The following is a 4,839-nucleotide window of genomic DNA, read 5'->3' as shown; positions in this document are numbered from 1 at the left end:
CCCGGGCGGCATGACGTTGAGATGCAGAAGCGTTTCGGCGCGCGCCCAGTTGTGGACGTGCGCGACCCGCTCACGGTTGACCGCATCCGGCAGGCCGATGTGCAGGTCGAGCCTCAGCGGCCGGACGATCTCGTCTGCCATGAAGCGGCCCAGCGTGCGGCCGGCCGGGTCCGTGCGGCGGATCAGCTCGGATTCGTACCAGCCCAGCGTGATCGCGTGGTAACCGTGCCGCGAACCCGGCCGCCACGCCGGCGCTTGGCCGGCCAGGATCGGCGAGAGCCTGGCCGGATCGGCGACGTCGGCCAGCGCCGGCTTCGGTTTGAGCGCGCACAGTCCGGCCTGGTGCCCCAGGAGTTGGCGGACCGTCACGTCGCCCTTGCCCGCCTGCGCGAATTCCGGCCAGTAACCGGCCACCTTGGCGTCATAGGAGATGAGGCCGCGGGACACCGCGACCGCCACGACCAGGGCAGCGACCCCTTTGGTCGTGGAGAACATGTTGACCATCGTGTCGGCTTGCCACGGCTGTTTCGCCAACCCGTTTCGGTAACCGCCCCACAGGTCGACGACCTTGATCCCATCGCGGTAGACCGCGACGGCCGCGCCGACCTCCGCGCCGTCACGGAAGCTGGCGCGAAAGGCGTCGGCGACCTTTCCGTAGCCGGCATCCACGTCGCCGTGAATCTGATCCGCCGACACCGCAACCTTGAGAACCATCGCCACGCCTCCGAAAGGAGACTAAGCCAGCGTCGAGCGTTTCGGGCCGTCTCGCCCCGGCTGGGTCAGTGGGCGCCCAGGCTACCGCTAAGGTACTGAGCGCGGCAGGCCCGGCGTGCCAGCTTGCCGCTGGTGGTGCGGGGAATGGCGCCGGCCGGCAGGAAACACACGTCTGCCACCGGCAGGCCGTGGCGGCGCAGGACCGCGGCCCCGATGGCTTCGATGGCCGGCCGCGGGTCGGCGCGGCTGGTGCCCGTCGCCCGCTCGGCGATGATCACCAGCCGCTGATCGGCGCCCTCGTCCGGCACCGCGAAGGCGGTCACGTATCCGCGGCGAACCAGCGGGGACGCTTCGGCCACGGTCGCCTCGATGTCCTGCGGGTAGTGGTTGCGGCCGCCGATGGCGACCATGTCGGCGATCCGGCCGGTGACGTACAGCTCGCCGTCGAGATAGGTACCCAGGTCCCCGGTCCGCAGCCATGCGCGTTCGAGGGACGAGCCCTCGGCGTGGCTGCCGTCGGCGAGCCGTGACCGCAGCCGGGCGCCGAAGTCTCGCCGGGTTTCATCGGGCAGTCCCCAGTAGCCCCGGCCGACGTTGTTGCCCTGCACCCAGATCTCGCCGACCTGACCGTCGGGCAGTTCGGTCCCGGTGGCCGGGTCGACGATGACGGCCCATTCGCTGCGGCCCACCTGCCCGCAGGAGACGTGCGCCACGGCTTCGGGATCGCCCGCCGCAACCCGGACTGCGCGACCGGCGCCCAGTTCTTCGCGGTGGAAGTAGACGGGGGTCGCCACGGCGGCGGGCGCGATGGTCGCGACGAACAGGGTGGCCTCCGCGATGCCGTACGACGGCTTGAACGCCGTCGGCCGCAACCCGTAGGGGGCGAACGCCTTGTTGAACGTGGTGATCGCCTCGATGCTGACGGGTTCGGACCCGATGATGAGCACCACGTTGCTCAGGTCGACATCGTCGCCCGGCGCGGGCACCCCCCGCTGGGCGGTCCATTCGTAGGCGAAGTTCGGCGCCGCGGTGACGGCCCGGCCCGTCTCTGCCGACAAGGCTTTGATCCAGCGCTGCGGCCTGCGGACGAACGCGGCGGGCGACATCAACGTGGAGTGTCCGCCGTACACCGCCGGGAAGCCGATCATCGACAGGCCCATGTCGTGGTAGAGCGGCAGCCAGCTGACACCGTGGGTGTTGCGGTCCAGCAGATCGATGGAAAGGATCATCTGCACGAGGTTGGTGCCGACCGCCCGGTGCGTGATCTCGACGCCGACCGGGGGCCGCGTCGAGCCCGACGTGTATTGCAGGTGGGAGATGTCATCGTGGCGTAACTCGTTGGGGGCGAAGGAATCCCGCGCCGAGTCGGGGATCTCGTCGATGACGATGACCCGCGGCCGGTGCGCTTGTGGGAGGGTGCCCAGAAAATCCTCGACCGCGGTCCTTGCCCCCGTCGTCGTCAGTACGGCCGTCGGCCGCGAATCGCGCAGGGCCGTGTCCAGACGGGCCGCGTGCCCGGGCAACTCGGGCGCGAACAGCGGCACCGCAATGGTTCCGGCCTTGATCGCCGCGTAGAAGCCCATCACATAGTCGAGGCTCTGCGGCGCCAGGACCGCGACCCGCTCGCCATGGCCGGCCACTTGTTGGACGCGCGCGCCGATGGCTTCCAGCCGGACACCGAACTGGTTCCACGTCACCTCTTCGACGAACCCGTCGGCCGAACGGTTGTGGTCCAAGAAGCGGTACGCCACGGCGTCGCCGACGTTGGCGATGTTGCGGTCGATGAGCGAGATCAGCGTGACGTCCGGCGGCGGCATGACGTTGCCCTCGGCGTCCAGGCAGTCCTCGATCTTGAGCAGGCCGGGCACACCAGTGGCGCGCTGCCGCGAACCGATCTCCATGGCCCCCACTGTAGGCAAGGTGATGCGCCAGCCACCGTGCCGCGAAGGTGATGATAGGCAACCCGAGCGCGAACGCCGTTCGGTGAGAATCGAATTCGCCGGCCAGCCCGGCGCGTCAACGGCTATCCTGCGCCCTCGTCGCGGCGCCCACGGTGTGAGCGGTAGCCTACGCGCGAGCGGCATGCAGGTCGTCGATGAATTTCACCGGGAGTTGGCCATGTCAGGCAGGACGTTTTCATTCGAGATCAACCGCACCAGCGCCGCGCCCGCAGCGACGCTGTTCCGGCTCGTCACCGACGGCGCCAACTGGTCGAAGTGGGCCAAGCCCATCGTTGTTCACTCGAGCTGGGCCCGGCAGGGCGATCCGGCGCCCGGCGGAATCGGGGCCGTCCGCAAGGTGGGGATGTGGCCCGTGCTCGTGCAGGAGGAGACCGTCGAGTACGAGCAGGACCGCCGGCATGCCTACAAGCTCGTCGGTCCCCCTACCCCGGCCAAGGATTACTCGGGCGAGGTGGTCTTCACGCCGAACGCGGCGGGCGGAACCGACATCCGCTGGACCGGCTCGTTCACCGAAGGGGTGCGCGGGACGGGCCCGGTGATGCGGGCCGCCATGGGCGGCGCGGTCCGGTTCTTTGCCGGCCGGCTGGTGAAGGCGGCCGAACGCGAATCGAACGGCGGGCGGTAGCGCCAAGCCCATGACGGCCGCACAAGCGGCCGCCACGCTGTCAGGGAGGGCCTATGGGTTGTTGGCCCGGTGCTACTTCGCGTCGACCTCGTCCTGATACTTCTTCGTCATGTGCGCGACCGCATCCAACTGAGATTGCGCGAGGCTGTCCCGGGCCTGCCCGGCGCGCGCTGCGGCATCCAGCGTCGGCTGCGCCTGGCCCTGGAAATGCGGCATCACTTCGGCGGCGAACAATTCGGCGGACCGTCTGGTGGCGGCCGGATTGGCCCACTCGTGGCCCATCTGCAGCATGCAGCCGAACCCGCCGGACTGATCCCACAGCCGCTGAACCTGCTCGCGCGCCCGCTCGGGTGTACCGATCACGCCCGCCCCGTTGTCGTTGATGACGTCGATCATCTCGTCCAGCTGCTCGCCCGGCATCGTCATCTGCGGGAAGGCGGCCACCTTCTGGAAATACCGGAACCACGGCTCGATGCCGAACTTGACCTCTTCTCGGGCCTGCTTTTCCGTTTCGGCGAGGTGGAACAGGCCGACCAGGCTCCAGTTCCTGCGGTCGACCTGCGTGCCGAAGGTCGCCGCGCGCTCCTCGACGATGCCCCAGTGATACGAGAGCGCGTTGAAGCCCTCGATGGTCAACGTCGCCCCGATGGAGAGCAGGCCGATGCCATGCTTGCCGGCCAGCCGCGCACCCGTCGGCGACGCGACCGCGGCGACGGACAGCGGGATCCCGCCATCCGAGTACGGGGCAAGCTGCAGCTTGGCGTCGAACAGCTGGTGCGTGGCCGTCTTGGCGCTCACTGTCTCCCCCGCGAGCAGCCGGACGACGATGTCGAGATTCGTTTCGAGCAGTTCTCGGGTGTCGGTGGGCGTGAGCCCGATCATCGACGAGTCGCTGGGCAGGGAGCCCGGCCCCACCCCGGCGATGATGCGGCCATGGGTGAGGTGATCCAGCAGCATCAGCCGGTCGGCGACCCAGAGCGGGTTGTGGTACGAGAGCGAAATGACCCCGGTGCCAAAGCGAATGCGCTTGGCCCGCTCGGCCGCGGCGGCGATGAACACCTCGGGGGAGCTGATGATCTCGCTGCCGGCCGAGTGGTGTTCGCCCAACCACACTTCGTCGAAGCCGAGAGCGTCGAGGTGCTCGATGAATTGCAGGTCGCGCTGCAATGCGAGCGTGGGATTGGTGCCCGCCCGGTGGAACGGGGCGATGAAGTATCCAAACCTGAGCTTCGCCATTGAGGCTCCCTTGCATCCGGTTGGCCAGAACCATAACTCGGATGCGGTGTTCGGCCTAGGCCATCACGGAAGAACGCGGGCAAGCGCGGGTTTTCAGCCGGCGGGGCCAGGTGTTCCCGGCCCCGCCGACTATTGGGAGCAAGTCTCTGTTGTGCTACCGCGGGCTCAACGCGCGGAGATCAGTAGCCGCCGCAGACGTTGCCGACGCACCCGCCGCCGCCACCCGGGCCGCCGTGCTGGCCGCCGGTGCGAGCGGGGCCTGGGTGGGTACCCGACTGGCCGCGCGTCCGGAGTCGCTCTCCG

At 69.0% G+C, this 4,839-nt stretch carries 4 protein-coding genes; 1 reads left to right on the top strand and 3 read right to left on the bottom strand.

All coding sequences use genetic code 11. The annotated features are described in order from the left end of the window. Both A5678_RS00575 and A5678_RS00570 read right to left on the bottom strand, forming a co-directional pair. Positions 1 to 714 (bottom strand): serine hydrolase domain-containing protein (locus A5678_RS00575; RefSeq protein WP_156746704.1); only part of this gene is annotated, 714 nt, incomplete at its 3' end. 65 nt (positions 715 to 779) lie between these two features. After that, positions 780 to 2,615 carry a fatty acyl-AMP ligase gene (locus A5678_RS00570; protein WP_068036863.1) on the bottom strand — a complete coding sequence of 612 codons (1,836 nt, stop codon included), beginning with the start codon at positions 2,613 to 2,615 and terminating at the stop codon, positions 780 to 782. Positions 2,616 to 2,832: 217 nt separating this feature from the next. Here A5678_RS00570 and A5678_RS00565 point away from each other — a divergent pair, with 217 nt between their 5' ends. Then, positions 2,833 to 3,300 (top strand): SRPBCC family protein, encoded by a 468-nt coding sequence (locus tag A5678_RS00565; RefSeq protein WP_068036865.1) that lies wholly within the window; start codon positions 2,833 to 2,835, stop codon positions 3,298 to 3,300. 72 nt (positions 3,301 to 3,372) lie between these two features. Here the strand turns inward: A5678_RS00565 and A5678_RS00560 are convergent, their stop codons facing one another. Further along, entirely contained in the window at positions 3,373 to 4,536 is a 1,164-nt protein-coding gene (locus A5678_RS00560; RefSeq protein WP_068036861.1) for an LLM class flavin-dependent oxidoreductase, read from the bottom strand. Between the last annotated feature and the right edge of the window lie 303 nt (positions 4,537 to 4,839).

The organism is Mycobacterium sp. E2733, from assembly GCF_001667585.1.
GTDB lineage: Bacteria > Actinomycetota > Actinomycetes > Mycobacteriales > Mycobacteriaceae > Mycobacterium.
This window is presented reverse-complemented; position numbering and strand designations above follow the sequence as displayed.